Consider the following 21,850-nt stretch of genomic DNA (forward strand, 5'->3'; position numbering starts at 1 on the left):
GCGACGGATGCCGCGCCCCCGTGAGCGGGGGCGCGGCATCCGTCTTCCTGTGTCTCCTGCGTTACTTGATCGACCCCCGCGTGACGCCGGAGATGACCCAGCGCTGGCTGAAGATGTAGACGATCAGCAGGGGCGCCATCGCCATGAGGTAGGACGCGAACGCCACCGTGTAGTCGGTGTTGAACTGACCCTGGAACACGTACTGCGCGAGCGGCAGGGTGCGTGCGGAGGGATCGGTCAGCACGACGAGGGGCATGATGAAGTCGTTCCACGCCCACACGCACGTGAGGATGCCGACCGTCGCGTTCATGGGCATGAGCAGCGGGAAGATGACCGACCGGAACACCCGCCACGTCGACGCGCCGTCGATGCGCGCCGCCTCCTCGAGCTCGATCGGGATCGAGCGGATGTAGGCCGTGTAGATGAAGATGTTCAGCGACAGCCCGTACACCGTGTACAGGATGATGAGTCCGGCCTGGTTGTCCAGGCCCAGAAGCGCCGTCTGCTTCACGAGTGGCAGCATGATGATCGGGAACGGGATGAACAGCGCCGCCAGCAGGTAGAAGAACACTCCCTTGAAGAACGGTCGGTGGATGTTGCGGGCGAGCGCATACGCGACGACCGAGCTCGTGAGCAGCGTGAACACGACCGCGCCGACCGTGATGATCGCCGTATTGGCGAGCGCTTGCGGGAAGTTGGTCCGCTCCCACGCCTCGGCGAAGTTGCCCCAGTTGACCGGGTTCGGCCATTCGAAGCCCGTGCCCGTCGTGAGCTGATCCGGTGTCTTGAGCGCCACGACGACCGCGAGGTAGAGCGGGATGAGGATCGTGAGCGAGCACACCGCGATCAGGGCGGTCGCCCACCAGTTGACCTTGCGGGTGTCGTCGTCGGTGTCGCCGCGGCGGCGCCTTCTGTCGTTCGCCGTGACCGCGTCGAGCTCTTGCTGCGCCTGCGACGGGACGTTGGTTGCGGTAGTCATCAGAAATCGGCCTCTCTGCGCTGAAGGACCCGGAATTGGAAGAGCGACACGATCGTGATCACGATGAAGAAGATCACGGCGTTCGCGGATTGATAGGCGAACTCCCCGCCGCTGAATCCACCGCGGAAGATCAGGAGCGTCACGGACTCCGTGGCAGTGCCTGGGCCGCCGTTGGTGAGGGCGACGATCGGGTCGAACACCTGGAGGAACCCCTTGAGGCTCAGCACGATGTTGATCGTGAAGAACGCGCCGATGAGCGGGAAGGTGATCGACGTGAACTGCCGCCTCTTCGAGGCGCCGTCCAGCGATGCCGCCTCGTAGAGCTCTGCCGGGATCGTCTGGAGTCCCGACAGGTAGATGATGATCGAGAAGGCGCACGCCTGCCAGACGGCGAGCACGACGATCGCCGTCCATGCCCACGTCTCGTTCGTCAGGATGTTGTCGGCGAACAGCGGGATGCCCGACAGGATCTTCGGCAGCGAGTTCGAGAAGAAGAACTGGAAGACGTACCCGATCACGAGGATCGACAGGATGTAGGGCACGAAGTAGACGCCGCGCCAGAAGCTGCTCGCCCTGATCTTGGCATTGAGCCCCAGGGCGATCGCCAGCGAGAGCGCGTTCGTGAGGATCGTCGCGACGATCGCGAAGAGGAACGAGAAGCCGTAGGCGTTGAGGATCCGGCTGTCTTTGAACAGGTTCGCGTAGTTCGAGAGACCCACGAAGTTCCAGTCGCCGTAGCCCGGATAGTTCGTGAAGCTGAAGAAGATGCCGACCAGTACGGGCAGGGTGTGGAAGAACGCGAACGCGATGACCGCGGGCCACACCATCCAGTAGAAGGCGCTGGGCGCGCGCTTCGCCTCGGAGCGCATGCGGCTGGCACGCTTCTTCGTCGTTCCGCCCGTCGATGAGGCTCGCACGGCCTCGGTGAGGGTTGTCATGTCATTCTCCCGTCACGGGGATCGTGCGAGCGGCCACCTTGGCCCACTCGCTGTCGAGGGTCGCGAGCGCCGCCTCAGCGTCGCCGCTGAAGAGGAACTGCTGGTCGATCGCGGCGAGCGGGATGCTCGGCGGGATCTGGTGATCGATGAAGCCCGTGATCTTGCCTTCATCGAAGAAGGGCTTGACCGACTGGAGCGAAGGATCGTCGCTGATCTCGGTTCCCTTGACCGAGGGCACCATGTTCTGAGAGGCGGCGAACTCCTCGATGACGTCGGGCTCGAACAGGTAGTTGATGAACCGCAGCGCCTCCTCCTGGTGCGGCCCGTTCTTGCCCATCGTGACCGTCACGTCCACACCCGACACGAGCAGTCGGTCATCGGGATCATCGACCGCCGGGTAGGGGAAGATCGCGGCCTTGATGTCGGGGTTGACAGCCTTGACAGGATTGATCGCCCAGATGCCCTGGAGGAGCATTGCGACCTCGCCGTTCGCGAACGCCGCGTTCCCGTCGTCATAGGTCTTGCCGCGGTACCCGTCCTGCATGTAAGAGAACAGCTGGTACTGCTGGTCCATTGCGTCGGCGAAGTCCTTCTGGAACGACACCTCGGAGTCCGGGCCGACGTTCTCGCCCTCTTCGCGCATCTTGTCGAAGAAGTCGCCCTGCGACGGATACGCGCCCAGGGCGTTGAACGACGGCAGGCCCGTCCACGAATCGGCGAGCGTGCCGTAGAACGGGGTGATGCCGGCGTCCTGCAGCGCATCGCATACCGCGATGAACTCGTCCCACGTCTCGGGCACCTCGAGGCCCTGCTCCTCGAAGATGTCCTGGTTGTAGATCACACCGTTGGCGTTGTTGACGTAGCCGAGGCTGTTCACCTCGCCCTCCTTGTTGCCGAGGTCCGCCAGGATCTCCTGCACGGCGGGGTTGATCGTCTGCAGCACGGGCTCATCGGAGAAGTCGTAGAAGACGCCCGCCTGCGCGAGCTTGCCGAACCCGCCGTTGGCGTTGAGCGTGATGACGTCGGGGGCCCTGTCCTTCACCAGGAGCGCGCGGATGAGCGTGTCGGCGTCCGCGACCTGGTTCTGGACCACCTTGATGTCGGGGTTCTCGGCCTCGAAGTCGGCGATGATCTTGTTGAAGTCCTCGAGGGCCTCGCCCTTGAACTGGAAGAAGTTCAGGGTCGTGACGCCGTTCGAGGGATTGGCGGCACAGCCGCCCATGACGGCGGCCAGGCCTACGAGGGCCAAGACCGCGGCGGGCCTGCCGAAGCGGCGGGCAGTCGGTTTCATCGTGCGCCTCCTTGCGCGTTGGGGGTGTCTCAGGCGAGGGCGGTGAGCTCGACGAGTGTCGAGCGCTGGGGGAGCTGGACGGGGGGACGCAGGCCTGTGACGGCGAGCTCGCGTCCCGTGAGGACGACGGTCTGCGACGCCCACTCGAGCGCGGACTGACCCGCGTCCTCGTGCGCGTCGCGGCCGGGCGTGAGCACCGCGACGCGGTACCTGCGGGCGGGGTCGAGCCCCGGCATCCTGATCCGACCCGCCGGGTAGGCGACTGTCGTCTCGGTCTGCGTGATCGTGAAGAGAGCGGATGTCGCGTCCGCCGCGACGATGCCGCGCACATCGACACCGGGGTCGGTGCCGTCGACGTCGATCGTGCGGCCCGTCGCGACGAGTCCGCGGATGCGCTGCGCGAGGGCGACCCACGCCGCGACGCGGCGGCGCGTGTCGTCGTCGGCGCTCGTGAGGTCCCACTCGACGCCGAAGTGGCCGAAGAGGGCCACTGCCGCGCTGAGGTCGAGCCCGACGCTGCGGCCCGTCGAGTGCACGACGGGGCTCGTGAGGTGCATGCCGAGCATCTCGGGCGGCACGACGAGCGCCGTGTACCGCTGATTGGCGAGGCGCTCGATGGGGTCGAGGCAGTCGCTCGTCCAGACGCGGTCGGTGCGGTCGAGGATGCCGAGGTCGACGCGCGCGCCGCCGGAGGCGCAGCTCTCGATCTCGAGGCCGGGGTGGGCGGCCTTGAGTTCGTCGATGAGGCGGTACACCGCGAGGGTGTGCTCGTGGACGCGCGCGACGCCCTCGGGGCCCGAGCCTGCGTCGACGAGGTCGCGGTTGTGGTCCCACTTGAGGTAGGCGATGTCGTGCTCGTCGAGGATCGCGTGCAGACGTTCGGCGAGGTACGCGTAGGCCTCGGGGTGCGCGAGGTCGAGCACCTGCTGCTGCCGTGCCGAGCGCGGCAGCGCCATGCGCCCGCGGAGGATCCAGTCCGGGTGCGCCCGCGCGAGGTCGCTGTCGGGGTTGACCATCTCGGGCTCGACCCACAGGCCGAACTCCATGCCGAGGCCGCGCACGTGCCGGATGAGGGGGTGCAGGCCCGCGGGCCATACCGTCGCATCGACGTACCAGTCCCCGAGGCCCTTCGTGTCGTCGCGGCGGCCCGCGAACCACCCGTCGTCGAGGACGAACCGTTCGACGCCGACGGATGCCGCGGCATCCGCGAGCGCCGTGAGCTTGTCGAGCGAGTGGTCGAAGTACACGGCCTCCCACGTGTTGAGGGTGACGGGCCGGGGGCGCGCAGGGTGCTGCGGACGCTGCCGCCACTCGTCGTGGAACCGGTGCGACAGTTCGCTGAGGCCGTCGCCCCACGAGCCGATGACCCACGGCGAGGCGAGCGAGGCGCCCGGCGCGAGCACGACCTCGCCGGGTGCGAGCAGCTCGCCGCCCGCGAGGAAGGCCTCGCCCGTCGTCGTGCGCTCCGCGAGCACACGGTGGTTGCCGCTCCACGCGACGTGCACGCCGTGCACGCGACCCGTCTCGAAGCCGAAGCCGGGGCGGCCGGCGGCGAGCAGGAGCGTCGCGTCGGCGCCCGGACGGCCGCGGCGGCTCTCGCGCAGGTGCGTGCCGAACGTGAAGGCGTGGCGCTGGGGGGTGCGCTCGCGCAGGTGGCGGCCGGTCGTGTCGAGCAGCTCGGTCGCATCCCATGGCACGGGGAAGGCGAGCTGCAGCGACTGCACCGTATAGGGGGTGTCGCCCGTGTTGCGCAGCGTGATGCGCTGGTGGAAGAGGCCCGCCGAGCCGACGCGCAGCTCGACCTGTGCGGCGAGCCGCGCTTCGGAGTCGACGAGCGCGACGACGGCGCGGTTGTCGTTCGCCTGGACGCCCGCGACATCGAAGAGGGCGCTGAAGCCGGCGCCCGAGCGGTGGCCCTCGAGGGCGGGCGATCCGAGCCAGCCGGCGGCGGGCGTCGCGACGACGCTCAGGCGCGGGGTGACATCGAGGCCTCCCGAGACGCGCTGCGGGCGGGCGGCGACCGCGAGACCCCGCAGCGATTCGTCGGTCGAGTCGGCGAGCTCTTCGCCCCAGTGCACGATCGCGGGACCGCCCGACGCGCCGAGGTCGAGGACGACGCTCGTGCCGCCGCGGCGGAGGTGGAGGACCTCCGGTCGCGGGCTCGGCGGGGTCCAGGCGGTGCGCTCGGCGTCGAGCGAGGACTCGCTGAAGTTCATGGAGTTAGTTCTAGCACGAAAATAATAAACAAGGCAAGGGGGTGTTCTGGACGAATTCGACGGTGCATCGGTACGTAATTCATGTCAGGATGGAATCAATGGGGGAGGTCGTCGCGGATGCTGACCGACAGTGAGAAGGCTCTCGCTCGCGCTGTGCTCATCCACGGGCCCATCGCCCGGAGCGCCCTGACGACGAGGCTCGGCCTGTCGCCGGCGAGCCTCACCCGCCTCGCGAAGCCTTTCCTCGATCGCGGCCTGCTCATCGAGCTCGACGACTCGGGCGACGGCTCGGTCGGGCGCCCCGTCCGGCCCCTCGACGTGGCCCCCGGGATCGGCACGTTCGTCGGCGTCAAGCTCACGGGCGAGGCGCTGCACGCCGTCTCGACGGACGTCCGGGCGGGCCTGCTCGACACCGTGAGTCGCGACCTGGACTCGCACAAGCCGGCGGATGTCGCGGCCGCCATCGCGGCGGCACTCGACGATCTCGGGGTCGCCGAGCCGAGCGGCGTCGGGGTGTCGCTCGGCGGCTCGGTCCGCGACGGCATGGTCGAGTTCGCGCCCTTCCTGGGCTGGGAGGAGGTCCCCTTCGCAGCGCTTCTGGAAGGGACCCTCGGCGCTCCCGTCTCGCTCGAGAACGACCTCGTGGCGCTCGCCGAGGCCGAGCGGTGGTTCGGGCTCGGCCGCGGCATCCCGGGATTCACGGTCATCACGATGGGCGCGGGTGTCGGCTACGGCCTCGTCGTGCACGGTGAGGTCGTGCGCTCCCGCGAGGCCGGTCTCGGCCTCGGCGGCCACCTGCCTCTCAGCGCCAACGGTCCCGTCTGCCACATGGGCCACCGCGGCTGCGCCGAGGCGATGCTCAGCTCCGGGTCGATAGCGGGACAGGTGTCGGCATCCCTGCAGCGCCCCGTCGACTACGACGAGGCGCTCGCGCTCGCCGAAGGCGGCCACCCCGCGGCCCGGGCCGTCGTCGACGCCGCCGCGGTCGCGCTCGGCCGCTTCGTCGCGCTCGCGGCCAACATGACGCTCCAGCCCGCCACCGTCCTGGCGGGCGAGGGCATCGGGCTGTTCGCCGTGGCCGAGGACCAGGTCCGCGCCGCCATCGCCGCCGACCGCGACCCCCGCGCGGACCCGATCGAGCTCTACGTCGACGACTCCGGATTCACGGCCTGGGCGCGCGGCGCCGCCGCGATCGCGATCCAGGCGGCCGTCGAGCGCATCCGTTTCGACTGAAAGGACCCCATGACCAACCCGCTGCTCGACCCCGCCACGGCCCCCTGGTGGACCGGCGCCGTCGTCTACCAGATCTATCCGCGCTCCTTCCAGGACTCCGACGGGGACGGCGTGGGCGACCTCCGAGGCGTCCTGCAGCGCGTCGACCATCTCGCAGAGCTCGGCGTCGACGTCGTGTGGTTCTCGCCGCTCTACCGCAGTCCGCAGGACGACAACGGGTACGACATCAGCGACTACCAGGACGTCGATCCCCTCTTCGGAACGCTCGAGGACCTCGACGAGGTCGTCGCCGCGCTGCACGACCGCGGCATCAAGGTCGTCATGGACCTCGTCGTCAACCACACGAGCGACGAGCACGCGTGGTTCGCCGAGTCGCGCTCGTCGAAGGACAGCCCCAAGCGCGATTGGTACTGGTGGCGCCCTGCGCGTGCGGGGCTCGAGCCCGGCACGCCCGGTGCCGAGCCGACCAACTGGGGGTCGGTGTTCTCGGGACCCGCGTGGGGCTACGACGAGGCGACGGGCGAGTACTACCTGCACCTGTTCAGCGCGAAGCAGCCCGACCTCAACTGGGAGAACCCCGAGGTGCGCCAGGCCGTCTACGCCATGATGCGCTGGTGGCTCGACCGCGGCATCGACGGCTTCCGGATGGACGTCATCAACCTCATCTCGAAGCACGTGGGCCCCGCGGGAGAGCTCGCGGACGGGATCGTGACGAACGGCCCGCACGGCGACGGCTGGGCGGGCTCGGTCAACGGCCCGCGTCTGCACGAGTTCCTGCAGGAGATGCACCACGAGGTGTTCGAAGGGCGCCGCGACGGCCTGCTGCTCGTCGGCGAGACGCCGGGGGCGACCGTCGAGGACGCGGGCCTGCTGACCGATCCGTCGCGCGGCGAGCTCGACATGATCTTCACGTTCGAGCACGTCGGCCTCGACCACGGCCCCGGCGGGCGCTTCGACGTCATCCCCCTCGACCTGCGGGCGCTCAAGGCGACGATGGCGCGCTGGCAGACGGGGCTCGACGTCGCGGGATGGAACGCGCTCTACTGGGAGAACCACGATCAGCCGCGCATCGTGTCGCGCTTCGGCGATGACGGCGCCTACCGGCGCGAGTCCGCGACGATGCTCGCGACGATCCTTCACCTGCACCGCGGCACGCCGTACGTCTACCAGGGCGAAGAGCTCGGCATGACGAACGCGCACTTCGCCTCGTTCGACTCGTACCGCGACATCGAGTCGCTGCGCTGGGTCGCGGAGCAGCGCGAGTATGGCCGCGCGAGCGACGACCGGCTGCTCGCGGGGCTCGCGGAGGGCAGCCGCGACAACGCGCGGACGCCCGTCCAGTGGGATGCGTCACCGCAGGCGGGCTTCACGACCGGCGAGCCGTGGATCGCCGTGAACCCGAATCACGTGAGCGTCAACGCCGAGAGCGAGCGGGCGGATGCGGCATCTGTCTTCCATCACCACCGGCGCCTCATCGCCCTGCGCCATGACGATCCCGTCGTGCGATTCGGCGACTTCGCCCTGCTGCTGGCGGACGACCCGAACGTCTACGCCTTCACGCGGACGCTGGGCAAGACGACGCTGATCGTCCTCGGCAACTTCACCGAGGACGACCAGGTCGCCCTGCTGGAGCGTTTCGCGCTCGGCGAGGCTCAGTGGGTGATCGGCAACTACCCCGACTGGCAGCCGGGTGAGGGGTCGATCAGGCTGCGTCCCTGGGAGACTGTCGTGCTGCGGTTCACAGCGTAGGCGAGCCTGTCGTTCCCATCTCGGACTGCGCACGGGCCGCCGAACGGCGCGTCTCGTCGGCGACGGCTTCGCCGCTCGACGCGGCTTCGTCCGCGACATGCTGCGCGGCCGACTGCGCCGTGTCCTTGACGGAGGTGACGGCGTCCTGCGCGGGCTCCTTGAGGTTCTCGCCGACCTCGCGGGCGGCATCCTTCACCTCGTCCATGAGCGGCTGGGCCTTCTCCTCGACCTTGGCGGCGAGCTCGCGCTCCTTGTCCGAAGCAGGGAAGAGGGACGCCAGCAGCAGCCCCGCGCCGAAAGCGACGAGTCCCGCCGCGAGCGGATTGCCCTGCGCCTTGTGCGCGACCGACCGGCCGGCGTCCTCGACGCCGTGAGCGACCGAGTGGCCCGCGTCGCCGACCGACGCCGCGGCGTCCTCCGCCGCGCCCATGATCCTGTCGCGGACGGCGCCGAACGCGCCCCGCACCTTCTGCGCCTGCCGGTCGACGATCTTCGACGGGGTCACCTTGTCGGCGAGCGCGTCGACGTCCTGGCCGAGCTCGCGCCGCGTCGCCTCGATGTTCGCCCGGATGACTTCCGGGGATTCGCTGGTCGTGCTCATCGGTTCTCCTCGTTCCTCTTCAGCGCGTCCGGGATCTCCTTGAGGGTGTCCACGGTCTGGGGCGCGCCCTTGACCTTCTTCATGTTGTTGCGACCCACGGTGATGCAGATCGCCGCGACGATGCCCCAGACGACGGCCGTCACGACGGCCGACCATCCGAGTCCGATGAGCTGTCCGACGGCCCACCAGAAGGCGACCGAGAGGAAGAAGACAGCCATGAGGCCGGCGTAGACGCCGGCGCCCATCGTGACGCCTCCCTTGACCGCCTCGGTCGCGGATTCGCGCAGCTCGGCCTTCGCGAGAGCGAGCTCCTGTCGCATCAGGACCGACATGTCGCCGGTGACCTGGCCCACGAGGTCGCCCAGCGACGTGTTGGCCGCCTGACGCTCAGAGGGTGTCGAATCGCTCATCCGAGCTCCCCGGAGCGATACATCGGGTCGTTCGCGACCGACGTATCGGTGCCGCGCTCCGCCGTCGTCCGCACCGTCGGCGAAGCGTACGCCGGCGTACGCGTGGGCGGCATGCCCGCGGCCTGCGCGGCCGGCAGCTGACGCTGGTACGTCCCCTGTCCGTTCCCGTGCCCGTTGCCGTCGGGCGATCCCGCGGCGAGCGAGCGGGTGAGGCGTCCGACAGCGACGCCGGCGAGCGCAGCGAACGCCAGGAACATGCCTGGGCGTCGACGCGCATAGCGCTTCACCTCGTCGAGGACGGCGCCGGGGTCGCGGGAACCGAGCCACGAGGCCATGCCGTCGAGGCGGTGCGAGACCTGGCGCACGACATCCGTCGCGATGCCGCCGTCCGTGCTCGAGTCGGCCATGCTGCGCAGCTCGCCACCGGCGGTGCGCAGGCCCTCGGCGAGGCGGTCCTGGCGGTCGGCGGCCTGCATCGAGAGCTCGCCGCGCGCCTCGTCGTAGAGGCGGGAGATCTGCGTGCGCGCTTCGCGCCCGACCTCCTTGGCCTCTTCCTTCGCCGTCGCGGCGACGTGCTTGGCTTCGTCCTTCGCGGTGCCGGCGACGTGCGCGGCCTCGTGCTTCGCGGCGTCCAGGCCGCTTCCGGCATCGCCCGATGACGTGCCGGACGTCGACGACGGGTAGGTCGACGGCGTCGTCGGGTAGGTGGTCGGCGAGGTTCCGGCGGGGGTGGAGTCCCCGCCTGTTGGCAGCGTGTCACGAATGTCCGACATCGTGACTCCCTTCCGATCGTGCGGCCTCTTGGGCCGGTCTGATTCAGTGATACGTCGGTTTCGGGACGCCTGCCGCGGGGGTTGCGCCGCACGGCGCCTGTGTGGGATAACGCGAGCTCTGCGCGCCTCGTTGGAGGGGCGAAATGGTGGGACATCAGTCGCCCGGATGTCAACCCCCTCGCCCCCCACGCGCGCGCGACGCACCCTCGAACCACGACACGTCGATGGGGGGAACGAGATGACCCACACCTCCGCCTCAGCGCAGCGGCGCCACTTCGACGAGCAGCAGGATGCGAAGCATCCCGCTGCCCGGCAGTTGCGGCAGGCAGACGAAGAGGGTCGGCCCGCGCACAAGCCCTCTCATAAGGGCTACGTGCCCGTGTGGTCGTATCAGGTCCCGGCAGACCGGCACGAGTGACGTGACGGTGCGGTCAGAGAAGAGGCGACGATGACGACATCCTTGGACCACGGAACGGTGCATCAACTCGAGCTGGTGCCCCTGGGTGACGGTGCATGGCGCCTGTGCGACCGCAGCGTCGAAGACGACGACCCGAGCAGCGTCGTCGCGTACGTCGAAGCCACAGCGGAGGGCTTCGAAGTCGTCTGGCTGCAGCGCGTCGGCGGGCGGTCGATCTACGGCGGGCTCAACGACGTCCTGCTCGCCGCGATCGACGAGATGATGCCGATCGTTTCTGGGCGCCGCCCCTTCGAGATCCCGCACCTGCCGCCTCGGCCCGCGTGGGGGTAGGGGGACCTTCCGCATGGATGTCGCCGCGGGTCCTCCCGCATCCCTGTGGCGGCGGACGACGGAGCCCATCGCGGATGACCCGCGCGTCGAGCGCGTCGAGGTCGTGGTCGTCGGCGGCGGGATCACGGGCCTCGCAACGGCTGTCCTGCTCGCGCGCCAGGGCCGCACGGTCATGGTGCTCGAGGCGCGCGAGGTCGGCGCGGGCACGACGGGCGGCACGACCGGCAAGCTGAGCCTCCTGCAGGGGAGTGTCGCGAGCGGCATTCGCGCGCACGCCGGTGCTGACGTGCTGCGCGCGTACCTCGAGGGCAACCGCGCGGCGCAGGACTGGGTGCGCACGGTGGCGGACGGCGACGACTCCGTCATACAGACCCGCACCGCGTACACGTACGCGACGAGCCCCGAAGGCGACGACGTGCTGCGCCGCGAAGCCGAGGTGCTCGCGGAGGCGGGGCTGGAGTTCGAGACGCTGGGCGCCGGTGCCGACATCGGCCTGCCCTTCGCCGTCACGGGCGCCCTCGCCCTGGCGGATCAGAGCCAAGTGCACTCGATGCGGCTCCTCGCGCGACTGGCCGCAGAGGTGCGCCGGCTCGGCGGGCGCATCGTTCAGCACGCCCGGGTGACGGGGATCGATCTCGTCGAGAACGGGGTCCGCGTGCGCACGGCGGGCGGCGACGTCGACGCCCGCTTCGCCGTGATCGCGACGGGCACCCCCATCCTCGATCGCGGCCTGTTCTTCGCGAAGCTCGTGCCGTCGCGTTCGCTCGTCGGCGCCTACCGCCTCACGGACGGGAGGCCCGTCCCCGACGGCATGTACCTCTCGGTGGATCCCGAGTCGCGGACGATCCGCGGCGCGCAGGACGGCGCGGGCCGCAGTCTGCTCGTCGCCGGCGGCGCGGGGTTCACCCCGGCCGTGAAGAAAGCGTCGAGGCGCTGCGCGAGCGCCTCGACCTGTGGGTATCGGAGCACTTCCCAGGTGCCGTGCGGCTCACCTGGTGGGCGGCGCAGGACTACCGCATGGTGACGCACGTCCCGTTCGCAGGATTGCTGCCGCGCGGCGGGGGCCGCATCCACGTCGCGACGGGATTCAACAAGTGGGGACTCACCAACGGCGTCGCCGCGGCGCTCGCGATCGCGGGCGCCATCGCCGGCGAGAAGCCGAAGTGGGCCGAGCGCCTTGCGACGCATCACGCGACCCTCAGCGATGCGGGGGAGGCGGCCGGGGCGAATCTGCAGGTCGCCGGACACCTCGTGGGAGGGTGGGCCCGCGCCGAGTTCAGCGCGGCGCCGGCCGAGCCTCCCGCTGAGGGCGCGGGACGCGTGGTGCGCTCCGGCCTCTCGCCGGTGGCCGAGTCGACGGTCGAGGGCGTGACGTGCCGCCTCTCGGCGGTCTGCACGCACCTGGGCGGGATCGTCTCGTGGAACGACGCGGAGAAGACCTGGGACTGCCCCCTGCACGGCTCGCGCTTCGCGGCGGACGGTCGGCTGCTCGAAGGCCCCGCCGTCGCAGACCTGTCCGACATGCCCGACAAGGAGAAAGTGAAGACATGACTTCCGAGACGATGGACCCCCGGGTGAAGCACCCCGACACCTTCCCGTCGCAGTCCCAGGATCAGCCGGGCAAGACGGGCGAGTCACGTCCCACGCCAGACCACGGTGAGGAGTCGTACCGCGGCTCCGGCCGCCTCCAGGGGCGCAGGGCGCTCATCACGGGCGGCGACTCGGGAATCGGCCGCGCCGTCGCGATCGCATTCGCGCGCGAGGGCGCCGACGTCGCGATCGCCCACATGCCCGAAGAGCTCGACGACGCCGACGACACAGTCCGCCTCATCGCGGACGCAGGCCGCCTCGGGGTGAGCTTCGCGGGCGATCTGCGCGATGAGCGGTTCGCGACATCCATCGTCACCGACACCGTCTCGCAGCTCGGGGGCCTCGACATCCTCGTGCTCAACGCGGCGTACCAGAAGGACCGCGAGAGTCTCGCGGCGCTCGAGACCGACGAGTTCGACCGCGTCTTCCGCACGAACCTGTACGCGATGCTGTGGTCGGCGCGCGAGGCGGTCCCGCACCTGAAGCCCGGCTCGTCGATCATCGTGACGTCGTCGATCCAGGCCTTCAACCCTTCGCCGGGGCTCATCGACTACGCCATGACGAAGGCCGCGCAGGTCGCCTTCGTCAAGGCGCTCGCCGAGCAGCTCGGACCCGAGGGAATCCGCGTCAACGCGGTGGCTCCGGGGCCGATCTGGACGCCGCTCATCCCCGCCACGGGATGGGACGCCGACAAGGTCACGTCCTTCGGCCAGGACACCCCGCTCGGGCGGGCGGGTCAGCCCGCCGAGCTCGCGGGAGCCTACGTCTACCTCGCCTCGGAAGCCGCCTCGTACGTGTCGAGCGCCGTGCTCCCGGTGACGGGCGGCAAAGGCCTCTGACATGCCGCGCCGGCGCTCGCCCGTCCGGCCGCGTCCCGCACACGCGACTGCCGAGCCGCGCCGGCGCTGCGGGATCGCCGGCGTGCTGCTGATCGCCCTCCTCACCTCGTGTGCCCCCGCGCCCTCGCCCGATCCGGCGCTCGTCGCGCTCGCGGGCGAGGCGCTGAGCGCGACCCGCTCCGCGCAGCTCGGCGAGGACCAGCGTGCCGACGGGCGCATGTTCGGCACGACGACGCGGGCGCTCCTGGGCGACATGGAGCGCAAGCTCGCCGACGTCGTGCACAAGGCTGACCTGCACCGCCCGATCGATGCGCGGGATGCCGCCTACCGCGGCGATCTCCTGGCGGCGAGCCAGGACGCGATCGACGCCGTCCAGGCCGCGGCGGCCGGTCTGCCCGAGGCGGGCGATGAGCTGGATGCCGCGGCCGAGCAGCTCGCACGATTGGACGAGCAGCCGTGAGCCGCCTGTTCGCCGTCGCGCTCGGCATCCTCACCGCCATCGGCGGGTTCGTCGACATCGGCGATCTCGTGACGAACGCCGTCGTCGGCGCGCGGTACGGACTCGGGCTCGCGTGGGTCGTCGTCGTCGGCGTCGCGGGCATCTGCGTCTACGCGGACATGTCCGGCCGGGTGGCTGCGGTGAGCGGGCGGGCGACCTTCGAGATCATCCGCGAGCGGCTCGGCCCGCGCGCGGGGCTCGCGAACCTCGCGGCATCCTTCCTCATCAATCTGCTGACCTTGACCGCCGAGATCGGCGGCATCGCGCTCGCGTTGCAGCTCGCGGCGGGCGTGGGTCCGGGGCTGTGGATCCCTGTCGCGCTGTTCGGGGTCTGGATCGTGCTGTGGCGCGTGAAGTTCCAGGTCATGGAGAACGTCGCGGGACTCCTCGGACTCGCGCTCATCGTCTTCATCGTCGCGCTGTTCCTGCTGAAGCCGGACTGGGGAGCGCTCGGCGCGAGCGCCGTGCAGCCGTGGACCGCGGCATCCGGGAATCCCCTCTCGTACTGGTACTTCGCCGTCGCCCTGTTCGGTGCCGCGATGACGCCGTACGAAGTGTTCTTCTTCTCGTCCGGCGCCGTAGAGGAGCATTGGACGCCCGAGGACCTCGGCGTCGAGCGTGCGAACGTGTTCGTCGGATTCCCCCTCGGCGGGATCCTTTCGCTCGCGATCGCGGCGTGCGCCGCCGTCGTGCTGCTGCCCCAGGCGATAGAGGTCGAGACGCTCTCGCAGATCGTGCTGCCCGTCTCGCAGGCGGGCGGACAGCTCGCGCTCGCGTTCGCGATCGTCGGGATCCTCGCGGCGACCTTCGGCGCGGCGCTCGAGACGACCCTCTCGAGCGGCTACACGCTCGCGCAGTTCTTCGGGTGGAGCTGGGGCAAGTTCCGCCGCCCCGTGCGGGCGGCGCGGTTCCACCTCGCGATGATCGTGTGCCTCCTGATCGGGGGAGGCATCCTGCTGACCGGCGTCGATCCGATCGCCGTGACCGAGCTGTCGGTCGTCTTCTCGGCCGTCGCGCTTCCGTTGACCTACTTCCCGATCCTCGTCGTCGCGAACGATCCCGACTACATGGGCGAGAACGTCAACGGGCGGCTCGGAAATGCACTCGGCGTCGTGTTCCTCGGCGTCATCCTGATCGCCGCCCTCGCGGCGATCCCGCTCCTGATCGCATCGGGGATGGGCTCATGATCCGCGCCATGGGACCCCGCAGGCCGCTCGAGTGGTACCGCGATCCCGACGGTCGCGCCGTCGATGCGCGGCTCCACCTGCTCGACCGGCAGATCCTCGATCGCGAGGCGACGCCGATCTCGACGGTGGACGACATCGAGCTCGCGGGCGTCGAGGTGGGCGAGCGGGTCGATCACTCCCAGCAGTGCACCGTCTCGGCGATGCTCGTCGGGGTCGCCGTGCTCCCGCGCGTCTTCGGCGGCCGGCTGCCGCGGTCGTCGTGGGAACGGCTGCCGTGGGCGCTCGTGTCACGGCTCGGCATCGTCATCACGATCGACGCGCTCGCGGACGACCTCGATGCGACGTGGGTCGAGAGGTTCGTGAGGGACAGGATCGTGGGTCGCATTCCGGGAGGTCGTCATGATCCTGAGTGAGCAGATCGGATGTCGGGCCGACGGCCCTCGGTCGGTGATGCTCAGTCGCCGTCCGGGAGGTCGTCATGATCCTGAGTGAGCTGTTGGGATGCCGCGTCCGCACCCCCTCGGGCGAAACGCTCGGCACTGTCGTGGACGCGCGCTTCCGCCGCGGTCCGGGCGGGAGACGCCGGGAGGGCGAGCTCGAACTCATCGCGCTCATCGTGAGCCCGCGCTCGCGCAGCTCGTTCTACGGGTACGAGCGCGGCCAGGTGCGGCATCCGGTCGTCCTCGCCGCCATCATCCGCTACCTGCACCGCGGATCGCGGCTTGTGCCGTGGGAGTGCGTGGACCGCATCGTCGAGGGCGAAGTGCGGCTCGGGGTCGATCCGCCCGTCATCCCGCTCGACGTCCGTCTGCCCATCCCGGGACGCTCACCGGGTGCGGCTTAGACGAACCCGAACGCCGGCGGGAAGACGGCGGCGACGATCGTGGCCCACACGAGGTAGACAGGCACGTACGCCGTCTGCCAGCGCTCGACACGGTCGAACGAGGTCTTGTGCATCACGAATCTCAGCTGCAGCCAGGCGGCCCCCGCGAGGTTGACGAGCAGGATGACGTTCAGGCCGAGGGACGCGAGCTTGTTGGGGCTCGCGCCGTATTCGGCGGTGCGCGTGATCATGCCGATGAGAACGAGGATGTCGATGATGAGCGCCGCGACGAGCAGCACGAGCTGCAGCCGGTCGAACCACCCGGGCGCCTGCTGCGGATCGCGCGCGGAGAGCGAGTAGAGGAGAAGTCCGAGCACGACCACGAGCACGAGGTCGAAGATGATGAGCAGGTCGCGCTGACCGAACACGACGATGCCCGTGCCGTCGACGCTGGCGCGCTGGATGAGCCCCGCGACGATGAGCGCGAGCAGGAGCAGCGTGAACAGCGGCGTGAAGAGCTTGGTGAGGACGGGTGCGATGTTCTCGATGACGCTCTGCTTGGCTTCGACGAGCCAGCCGGAGAGGACGACGGCGCCCGCGAGGCCGCACGGGATGAGCCACTCCTGGACGAACCACGCCGCGTCGAGGCCGATCGAGCCGAAGACGCCGACCGTGAGCATCGCGAGCACGCCGCCGCCGAGCGCGATGAGCACGAGGTAGATGAACCATTCGCCCGTGAAGCGGATGAAGTCCATGCGCGCGCGCTCGGAGCGCCACGCCCCCGCGACGTAGGCGATGCCCGTCACGAGCCATAGCGCGACGGCCGCGTGCAGGGCCGCGAGGCCGATCGTCGAGCCCCCGATCGTGAAGGGGTAGACGTTGAGGATGACGGCCGCCGTCGCGAACGGCGCCGCGACGGCGAGGATCGTGCCCGGGCGCGCCCGCCGGCGAATGAGGAAGAACGCGGCGAGGAACGGGAGGATCAGGACGGCGATGTTGAGGCCGTAGAACGTCGGGTCGCCGCCGAAGGTGATGCCGAAGAGCGCCGGCACCTTGACCGCGACCGCGGCGGCGCACGCGAGGCCGAAGGCGAGGGCGAGGCCCGTCAGAGGGGGCGCGGTCTCGTCGCCCACGACGAGCTGCTTCCAGAGGCGGTCGGAGTGTTCGCGTGCGAACTCACGCGAGAGGTCGTCGAGCTTGCCCATGCGCGTCACGGCGACGAGGAACGCCTCGTCCGAAGAGAGACCGGATGCCTCGAGCCCGTCGATCTGGTCGCGCAGGTGGGCCTCGAGCTCGGTGACGTCGGCTCCCGCGATGGCTTCGCGGCGCGAGACGAAGCGCCGCCACTCGTCGATCTGTGCCTCGACCGCTGCAGTCGAGGCCATGTCAGATCCCTCCCAGCGCGAGCGCGGATCGCGAGTCGCCGCGGTCCTTCCAGACCTGCTGCAGTGTGCGGCTGACGACCTGCCATTGGCGGCGCTGCTCGGCGAAGGCCGCCTCCCCGCTGTGGCTGAGGCGGTAGTGCTTGCGCGGGCGTCCGTTGGGCGCCGCACCCCACGTCGACTCGATGTGGCCGAGGCGCTCGAGGCGGTGGAGCAGGGGATACAGCATCCCGTCGCTCCATTCCAGCTCGCCGTCGGAGAGCTCGTTGATGCGCCGCAGGATCGCGTAGCCGTACGACTCGCCGTCGGCGAGGATGCCGAGGACGAGCGGGGTCGCGGTGGCCGCGACGAGGTCCTTGCCGATGCGCATGATCGCCCCTATACCTTGCGGTGTATGCCTTGCAGTTCTACGTACCTAGAGGTACAAGGTACACCCTGTTCGCTGGACCCGTCGACGCTGCGGTCAGGACTGCTCATCCTGCTGTCGATTCACGATTCGCTGTATTGTTGCGACATGCCAGCTGCCCCTGCCCCTGCCACCGCCACGGCCACCCACACCGCAGCACTGGCCCGGCTCGGGCACGCGCTCTCGGATCCGACCCGCGTGGGCATCCTGCTCGCGCTTCGAGACGCCCCCGGGTACCCGTCGGATCTGGCCGACGCGCTGGGAGTGTCGCGGCAGGTGATGTCCAATCAGCTCGCCTGCCTTCGGGGCTGCGGACTCGTGACGGCTTCGCCGAACGGCCGGCGCAGCGAATACCGGCTGGCTGATCCACACCTCGCGCCGGCGCTGAGCGAGCTGCTCCAAGTGGTCCTGGTCGTCGACCCCGACTGCTGCGACGGGGAAGGCTGCACCTGCGCATGAGCGCGACGGCGCTGACCTCCGATCGTCGGCACGTGCTGCAGCGACGGGTGCGCTGGATCGTCTCCGCGACCATCGCCTACAACGTCATCGAAGCGATCGTCGCGATCACCGCCGGCAGCGTTGCATCCTCCGGGGCACTGATCGCGTTCGGGCTCGACTCGACGATCGAGGTGCTCTCGGCCGCGGCTGTCGCATGGCAATTCACCCGTCGGGAACCGGAGCGCTGGGAGAAACCGACGCTCCGCGTGATCGCTGTCGCGTTCTTCGCCCTCGCCGCATACGTCATCTCGTCGTCGCTGCTCGCGCTGCTCGGGCGCGTCGAGGCGGAGCACAGCACGCTCGGCATCGTCATCACGGCCCTGAGCGTCGTGGTCATGCCTTTCCTGTCCCTCGCTGAGCGCCGCGCGGGGCGAGCGCTCGGCTCTGCCACGGCGGTCGCCGACTCGAAGCAGACGTTGATCTGCACCTACCTGTCCGCCGCGGTCCTGATCGGGCTCCTGCTGAACAGCATCTTGGGATGGTGGTGGGCCGACGCGATCGCCGGCCTCGTCATCGCCGGATTCGCGATCCGCGAGGGCATCGAGGCCTGGCGCGGCGACGCCTGCGCCACCTCCGTCGCGATGATCCTCGAGGACGACCACGACCACGACCACGACCACGAGGCCGACCACGAGCACGAGCGCGACCACGACCACGAGGCCGACCACGGTCGCGCCCGCGGCCCCGAGCGGCACCACGAGCACAACCACCACGACTGATCGTCAGCGAGTCCGCGACCGAGCCCCCTGCCAACGGTCGGAGCCTCGGACGCCCCGTCCGCGCCGGCCCCACCCCGCCTTGCGACGGCCCGGTGCCTCAGAACGGAGGCGGATCATCGTCCGGCACGTGAGAACTGGCGAGTGCCGGTGCACGCTCCGAGGTGCGACCGTGCCCGCGCACGGCACCCCGCCGAGGCGCCTCCGCGCTCGGAATGAACCTCAGCGTCGCCGGCATATGGTCGGTGTAGACGCGACCTGTCGGGCTCGTCCAGATGAGGCGACCGCCGACTTGTTCGACCCGCCAGAACGACACGTGCTTGAGCACGTGATGTCGACGGCAGAGATGCGCGAGGTTGCATTCCGCGGTGACCCCGCCCAAGGCCGCGTCGATCGTGTGATCGGCGTCGCAGCGCCACGGCTTCATCGTGCAGCCCGGGAAGCGGCAGCGCTCGTCGCGAACGTTCAAGAACCGCCGCAGTTCGGCAGACGGTCGATAGCAGTGGACGGCGACCGGCGCGCCGGTCTGCCCGTCGACCAGCACACGGGTCCACGCGGGCGTCGCCGCCATGAGGCGGCGGACGAGGTCTGCGTCGACCGGCCCGTAGCCGCTCAGCAGCGCCGGCTCCTCGCTGACGCCCGCCGCCGTCTCGATCGGGATCGTCACCTGAATCGCGCCGCGGATGCCCGTCAGCGCGCTGCCGTCCGTGCCGCCGTGGCCCGTGGGGACGGAAGTCAGCAGCAGATCGGAGAGCACATCGGCGCGGATCTCGCCGAGCGTCCTTGAAGCAGAGGCCTCGTCGTCGGCGTTCACGGCTGCGTCAGTGTCGTGCTCCGCTGCGACCGGCCGCGCGGCATCCGGTCCCCGATCCAACCCAGCGCCCTCCGCATCGGCGACACTGCGCGCGAACTCGGTGAGACGGTCCATGATCGCGTACGCCAGGGGAGCGGGCAGGTCGGCGAGCAGCCGGGCCATGCCGTCGTCGAGGTCGAGCACGCGCACGTCGCGGCTGCGCAGCGCGGCCGTCCGGCGGCGAGCCGATGCCTCGGGATCGATCCGCGCCGCGATCACCCGAGCGATCTCTCTCATGCGCCCCGCGGACTCGACCTCGGCCACCGCGAGGGTGAGCGTCTCGTACTCGCGCCGAGCGGCGTCTTCCGTCAGCACGACGCCCTCGTCGACGATCGTCGTGACGTGCTGTCGATCGATCCGGCCCGCGCGCCACGCGTCGAACGTCGCCGAGAAGCGCGTGACGAGCGTGTGCGCGTCGTCGATCCGCCGCTGCACCGTGCGGTCGCCGACGCGCATCGCGGTGCCGAGCTCGGCCGACACCTCGCGCAGTGGCAGATCGTTGCCGAACCGCACGCCCTGCGTGCGCCGTTCCACCGTGCGCGCCTCGACGAGGTCGACCGCCCGTGCGAGGAGCGCCGCCTCGTGCGCCTGCGCAGCGGCGACGGCTGCCCGCGCGTGCTGCACCTCGTCGACGAGAGTGTCGAGCTCGCGCCACACCCCCGGCGCTGGACCGCTCGCTTCGAACTCGTACCCCACGGCAACGCCCGTCTCTTCTGGTGCGCCACGGCTCATGCGGGCGACTCACGGTGCTGCGCGCTAAGTGGGTACGTTGCGCGACTTCTCCTCACATGCTAGAACATATCTACGAAGAATGCAAACGCAATCAGAAAAGAGCGTCGAAGAGATGAAATCAACCATTCTCGGCGTCCGCGGTCCGGATCCCTAGCCCCGCACCTTCCGCGTCGAGCCACGACCGGAGCTTCGCGCGGGCGCGGGCGTGCCGGCTGCGGACGGTGGCGGGTCGCATCGAGAGGATCTCGGCAACTTCGGCGAGGCTGAACCCATCCCAGTAGGCGAGCCGGATGATCTCCTGGTCGATCTCGTCGAGCAGCTCGAGCACGCTGCGCACCCGGGCTGTGAGATCCCCGTCGTCGGGAGCGGAGCCCTGGACGCTCAGCTCTTCGCCGAGCCGCTGGGTCAGCGCTGTGCGCCTCGCGTGCGTGCGCCGCTGTCCTGCGAAGACCTTCCGGGCGACGCCGAACAGCCACATGCGCGCCTTCGTGGGATCGTCGGGGATCGACCGCTCACGCCGCCACACGACGAGGAGGGTCTCGCCGAGCAGATCGGCGGCATCGGCAGGGGTCGTCGTGCGGCGCAGGAAGTAGTCGAGCAGGCTTCCCGCCTCGCGCTCGACGAGCTCGGTGACCGCTTCGACGCGCGCGGTGGCGCCGTCGCGCCGGGTCCCCGGAACGGGACGCGGCAGCGAGAACCCACCGGCACTCAATGCAGCTCTCCCGTGCAGTCGCTGTCTCCGCCCATGCCGCCCGTGTCGGCGGTCAGCAGCTCACCGGGGATCGTCGCTGTGATCAGATCGTTCTCGGCACTCGACCAGGGGAAGGAGTCGCCTGCGGCCTCGTAGCGCAGAGCCGTGTCGTAGAGGCGCTGGCCGATGCCCGTCCAGTCCAGTGTGCGCAGGTGGTCGACGGCCGCCGTGCTCACCTCGACGTAGTCGAGTTCGCCGTTGAAGAACTCGAGCGAGCAGCTGACCGTCCGCCCGGTGTCGGTCGTGTACGTCACGGGGATGACCAAGTCCGGGACCATCCGCGGGTCGGTGCCGCCCGTGGTGGCGAGCGCGAGCGCCGGGGCCAGCGCGAGCGGCGTCATCGCCCACGCGAGCGTCTTCCGACGGCGCGTCGCGCGCGCCCGGCCGCGCGCCTCGACGACGAGGGCGTCGAGGCGGGCCTGCACGCCGGGCTCCCAGGCCCGGCTGGGCGGAGCGCTGCGGGCAAGCAGGTCGTCGATCATCGGCTCGCTCATGGTGTTGTCATCCTCCGTGCTCAGATGGGCTCTCACCAAGTACGTGGCCGGCACGAGCCGAAACGTTGCACGCGAGCCGAAACCGCCGCACGGCCAGCCGAAGCCACCGAACCCCGAGCCGAAGCCACCGAACCCCGAGCCG

Annotated in this window: 25 protein-coding genes; 13 read left to right on the top strand and 12 right to left on the bottom strand. The window is 70.0% G+C overall.

Annotation, left to right across the window (positions count from 1 at the left end; translation table 11 throughout):
• Positions 1-61: 61 nt before the first annotated feature.
• Genes MJ607_RS10345 through MJ607_RS10360 form a run of 4 tightly spaced genes read right to left on the bottom strand, consistent with a single transcriptional unit; the run spans position 62 to position 5,424 of the window.
• Entirely contained in the window at positions 62-979 is a 918-nt protein-coding gene (locus tag MJ607_RS10345) for a carbohydrate ABC transporter permease (RefSeq protein ID WP_243075512.1), read from the bottom strand.
• Positions 979-1,917: a carbohydrate ABC transporter permease gene (locus tag MJ607_RS10350; protein WP_243075513.1), complete on the bottom strand. Its 939-nt coding sequence runs from the start codon at positions 1,915-1,917 to the stop codon at positions 979-981. The genes MJ607_RS10345 and MJ607_RS10350 overlap by 1 nt, the downstream gene beginning before the upstream one ends.
• A 1-nt stretch (position 1,918) precedes the next feature.
• A complete protein-coding gene (locus MJ607_RS10355) occupies positions 1,919-3,208 on the bottom strand; it encodes an ABC transporter substrate-binding protein (protein ID WP_243075514.1) in 1,290 nt (429 codons plus the stop codon).
• A 29-nt stretch (positions 3,209-3,237) separates the two neighbouring features.
• A complete protein-coding gene (locus tag MJ607_RS10360; protein WP_243075515.1) occupies positions 3,238-5,424 on the bottom strand; it encodes an alpha-galactosidase in 2,187 nt (728 codons plus the stop codon).
• A 117-nt stretch (positions 5,425-5,541) separates the two neighbouring features.
• Here MJ607_RS10360 and MJ607_RS10365 point away from each other — a divergent pair, with 117 nt between their 5' ends.
• Both MJ607_RS10365 and MJ607_RS10370 read left to right on the top strand, forming a co-directional pair.
• On the top strand, positions 5,542-6,657 hold the full coding sequence (locus tag MJ607_RS10365; RefSeq protein WP_243075516.1) for an ROK family transcriptional regulator: 1,116 nt from the start codon (positions 5,542-5,544) through the stop codon (positions 6,655-6,657).
• A gap of 9 nt (positions 6,658-6,666) precedes the next feature.
• Positions 6,667-8,406 (top strand): alpha-glucosidase, encoded by a 1,740-nt coding sequence (locus tag MJ607_RS10370; RefSeq protein ID WP_243075517.1) that lies wholly within the window; start codon positions 6,667-6,669, stop codon positions 8,404-8,406.
• Here the strand turns inward: MJ607_RS10370 and MJ607_RS10375 are convergent.
• From MJ607_RS10375 to MJ607_RS10385, 3 genes are read right to left on the bottom strand one after another with little or no spacing between them, the layout of a single operon-like run.
• Positions 8,396-9,007 (bottom strand): DUF3618 domain-containing protein, encoded by a 612-nt coding sequence (locus MJ607_RS10375; RefSeq protein ID WP_243075518.1) that lies wholly within the window; start codon positions 9,005-9,007, stop codon positions 8,396-8,398. The genes MJ607_RS10370 and MJ607_RS10375 overlap by 11 nt on opposite strands.
• Positions 9,004-9,417, bottom strand: a complete 414-nt coding sequence (locus tag MJ607_RS10380; protein WP_243075519.1) for a phage holin family protein — start codon at positions 9,415-9,417, stop codon at positions 9,004-9,006. Before MJ607_RS10380 ends, MJ607_RS10375 begins: the two co-directional genes overlap by 4 nt.
• Positions 9,414-10,190 (bottom strand): hypothetical protein, encoded by a 777-nt coding sequence (locus MJ607_RS10385; protein WP_243075520.1) that lies wholly within the window; start codon positions 10,188-10,190, stop codon positions 9,414-9,416. The genes MJ607_RS10380 and MJ607_RS10385 overlap by 4 nt, the downstream gene beginning before the upstream one ends.
• Before the next feature lie 238 nt (positions 10,191-10,428).
• Here MJ607_RS10385 and MJ607_RS10390 point away from each other — a divergent pair, with 238 nt between their 5' ends.
• From MJ607_RS10390 to MJ607_RS10430, 9 genes are all read left to right on the top strand, one after another.
• Positions 10,429-10,608 carry a hypothetical protein gene (locus MJ607_RS10390; protein ID WP_243075521.1) on the top strand — a complete coding sequence of 60 codons (180 nt, stop codon included), beginning with the start codon at positions 10,429-10,431 and terminating at the stop codon, positions 10,606-10,608.
• A gap of 30 nt (positions 10,609-10,638) precedes the next feature.
• A complete protein-coding gene (locus tag MJ607_RS10395) occupies positions 10,639-10,938 on the top strand; it encodes a hypothetical protein (RefSeq protein WP_243075522.1) in 300 nt (99 codons plus the stop codon).
• A gap of 13 nt (positions 10,939-10,951) precedes the next feature.
• Complete coding sequence (locus tag MJ607_RS10400; RefSeq protein WP_243075523.1) at positions 10,952-11,962, top strand: FAD-binding oxidoreductase; 1,011 nt, start codon at positions 10,952-10,954, stop codon at positions 11,960-11,962.
• A complete protein-coding gene (locus tag MJ607_RS10405) occupies positions 11,956-12,489 on the top strand; it encodes a Rieske 2Fe-2S domain-containing protein (RefSeq protein WP_243075524.1) in 534 nt (177 codons plus the stop codon). Before MJ607_RS10400 ends, MJ607_RS10405 begins: the two co-directional genes overlap by 7 nt.
• On the top strand, positions 12,486-13,367 hold the full coding sequence (locus MJ607_RS10410; RefSeq protein WP_243075525.1) for an SDR family oxidoreductase: 882 nt from the start codon (positions 12,486-12,488) through the stop codon (positions 13,365-13,367). The genes MJ607_RS10405 and MJ607_RS10410 overlap by 4 nt, the downstream gene beginning before the upstream one ends.
• Position 13,368: 1 nt before the next feature.
• Entirely contained in the window at positions 13,369-13,827 is a 459-nt protein-coding gene (locus MJ607_RS10415) for a hypothetical protein (RefSeq protein WP_243075526.1), read from the top strand.
• A complete protein-coding gene (locus tag MJ607_RS10420; protein WP_243075527.1) occupies positions 13,824-15,053 on the top strand; it encodes an NRAMP family divalent metal transporter in 1,230 nt (409 codons plus the stop codon). Before MJ607_RS10415 ends, MJ607_RS10420 begins: the two co-directional genes overlap by 4 nt.
• On the top strand, positions 15,050-15,466 hold the full coding sequence (locus MJ607_RS10425; RefSeq protein WP_243075528.1) for a hypothetical protein: 417 nt from the start codon (positions 15,050-15,052) through the stop codon (positions 15,464-15,466). Before MJ607_RS10420 ends, MJ607_RS10425 begins: the two co-directional genes overlap by 4 nt.
• A 65-nt stretch (positions 15,467-15,531) precedes the next feature.
• Positions 15,532-15,897, top strand: a complete 366-nt coding sequence (locus MJ607_RS10430) for a PRC-barrel domain containing protein (RefSeq protein ID WP_243075529.1) — start codon at positions 15,532-15,534, stop codon at positions 15,895-15,897.
• Here MJ607_RS10430 and MJ607_RS10435 read toward each other — a convergent pair.
• Complete coding sequence (locus MJ607_RS10435; RefSeq protein WP_243075530.1) at positions 15,894-17,261, bottom strand: permease prefix domain 1-containing protein; 1,368 nt, start codon at positions 17,259-17,261, stop codon at positions 15,894-15,896. The genes MJ607_RS10430 and MJ607_RS10435 overlap by 4 nt on opposite strands.
• Before the next feature lies 1 nt (position 17,262).
• A complete protein-coding gene (locus MJ607_RS10440) occupies positions 17,263-17,628 on the bottom strand; it encodes a PadR family transcriptional regulator (RefSeq protein WP_243075531.1) in 366 nt (121 codons plus the stop codon).
• Positions 17,629-17,772: 144 nt separating this feature from the next.
• Here MJ607_RS10440 and MJ607_RS10445 point away from each other — a divergent pair, with 144 nt between their 5' ends.
• Together MJ607_RS10445 and MJ607_RS10450 are read left to right on the top strand one after the other, a co-directional pair.
• Entirely contained in the window at positions 17,773-18,123 is a 351-nt protein-coding gene (locus tag MJ607_RS10445) for a helix-turn-helix transcriptional regulator (RefSeq protein ID WP_243075532.1), read from the top strand.
• Complete coding sequence (locus tag MJ607_RS10450; RefSeq protein ID WP_243075533.1) at positions 18,120-18,881, top strand: cation diffusion facilitator family transporter; 762 nt, start codon at positions 18,120-18,122, stop codon at positions 18,879-18,881. The genes MJ607_RS10445 and MJ607_RS10450 overlap by 4 nt, the downstream gene beginning before the upstream one ends.
• Positions 18,882-18,978: 97 nt before the next feature.
• Here the strand turns inward: MJ607_RS10450 and MJ607_RS10455 are convergent, their stop codons facing one another.
• From MJ607_RS10455 to MJ607_RS10465, 3 genes are all read right to left on the bottom strand, one after another.
• Entirely contained in the window at positions 18,979-20,463 is a 1,485-nt protein-coding gene (locus tag MJ607_RS10455; RefSeq protein WP_243075534.1) for an HNH endonuclease signature motif containing protein, read from the bottom strand.
• A gap of 118 nt (positions 20,464-20,581) precedes the next feature.
• Positions 20,582-21,175: an RNA polymerase sigma factor gene (locus tag MJ607_RS10460; RefSeq protein ID WP_243075535.1), complete on the bottom strand. Its 594-nt coding sequence runs from the start codon at positions 21,173-21,175 to the stop codon at positions 20,582-20,584.
• Positions 21,172-21,708, bottom strand: coding sequence for a hypothetical protein (locus MJ607_RS10465; protein ID WP_243075536.1), 537 nt, complete (start codon positions 21,706-21,708; stop codon positions 21,172-21,174). The genes MJ607_RS10460 and MJ607_RS10465 overlap by 4 nt, the downstream gene beginning before the upstream one ends.
• Between the last annotated feature and the right edge of the window lie 142 nt (positions 21,709-21,850).

The organism is Microbacterium sp. SS28 (assembly GCF_022761035.1).
In the GTDB taxonomy this organism is placed as follows: domain Bacteria; phylum Actinomycetota; class Actinomycetes; order Actinomycetales; family Microbacteriaceae; genus Microbacterium.